This is a genomic window from Pseudomonas lundensis, from assembly GCF_001042985.1.
Lineage (GTDB): Bacteria > Pseudomonadota > Gammaproteobacteria > Pseudomonadales > Pseudomonadaceae > Aquipseudomonas > Aquipseudomonas lundensis.
In genome coordinates this window covers 1-1,550 of sequence record NZ_JYKY01000067.1, presented here as the reverse complement: position 1 = coordinate 1,550, position 1,550 = coordinate 1, and the positions used below count along the sequence as shown (strand labels likewise).

Here is a 1,550-nt window from a genome sequence, read left to right as displayed (position 1 = left end):
GACCCGCAAGTGGCCGAGAACCCGACCGAGCTGGTGGTGTATGGCGGCATTGGCCGGGCAGCACGCAACTGGGACTGCTACGACAAAATTGTCGAAAGCCTCACTCACCTCAATGACGACGAGACCTTGCTGGTGCAATCCGGCAAGCCGGTGGGCGTGTTCAAAACCCACAGCAATGCGCCGCGCGTGCTGATCGCCAACTCCAATCTGGTGCCGCACTGGGCGACCTGGGAACACTTTAACGAACTGGATGCCAAGGGCCTGGCCATGTATGGCCAGATGACAGCCGGGAGCTGGATCTACATCGGCAGTCAGGGGATTGTGCAAGGCACGTACGAAACCTTCGTCGAAGCCGGTCGCCAGCATTACAACGGCAGCCTCAAGGGCAAGTGGGTCCTGACAGCGGGTCTGGGCGGCATGGGCGGTGCGCAGCCCCTGGCCGCCACCTTGGCGGGCGCGTGCTCGCTGAACATCGAATGCCAGCAGAGCCGCATCGATTTCCGTCTGGCCACCCGGTACGTCGACGAACAGGCCACCGATCTGGATGACGCGCTGGCGCGGATCGCCCGCTACACCGCCGAAGGCAAAGCCATTTCCATTGCGCTGTGTGGGAATGCTGCCGAGCTGCTGCCTGAAATGGTTCGCCGTGGTGTACGCCCGGACATGGTCACCGACCAGACCAGCGCCCACGACCCGCTCAACGGCTATCTGCCCAAAGGCTGGACCTGGGAGCAGTACCGCGACCGCGCCGTGACCGATCCGGCGGCCGTGGTCAGCGCCGCCAAGGCGTCGATGGGCGAACACGTCGAAGCCATGCTCGCCTTTCAGAAACAGGGCATCCCGACCTTCGACTACGGCAACAACATTCGTCAGATGGCCAAAGAAGTCGGCGTCGAAAACGCCTTCGACTTCCCCGGATTTGTACCGGCCTACATCCGCCCGCTGTTCTGCCGTGGCGTAGGCCCGTTCCGTTGGGTCGCGCTGTCGGGGGACGCCGAGGACATCTACAAGACCGACGCCAAGGTTAAAGAACTGATCGCCGACGACGCGCACCTGCACAACTGGCTGGACATGGCCCGCGAGCGCATCAGCTTCCAGGGTTTGCCGGCGCGTATTTGCTGGGTTGGCTTGGGCCAGCGTGCGAAGTTGGGCCTGGCGTTCAACGAAATGGTGCGCAGCGGCGAGCTGAAAGCGCCGATCGTGATTGGCCGCGACCATCTGGACTCCGGCTCCGTGGCCAGCCCCAACCGCGAAACCGAAGCCATGCAGGATGGCTCGGACGCGGTGTCTGACTGGCCGCTGCTCAATGCCTTGCTCAACACCGCCAGCGGCGCGACCTGGGTTTCGCTGCACCACGGCGGTGGCGTGGGCATGGGCTTCTCGCAGCATTCGGGCATGGTGATTGTGTGTGATGGCACCGACGAAGCGGCCGAACGCATCGCCCGCGTGCTGCACAACGACCCGGCCACCGGCGTGATGCGCCATGCCGACGCCGGGTATGAAATCGCCATCGACTGCGCCAACGAACAGGGCCTGAACCTGCCGATGAT

General features: G+C 63.8%; 1 protein-coding gene. It reads left to right on the top strand.

Going from position 1 to position 1,550, the window contains the following annotated elements:
* Positions 1–1,550 (top strand): urocanate hydratase (hutU, locus tag TU74_RS22850; protein ID WP_048377748.1); only part of this gene is annotated, 1,550 nt, incomplete at both ends.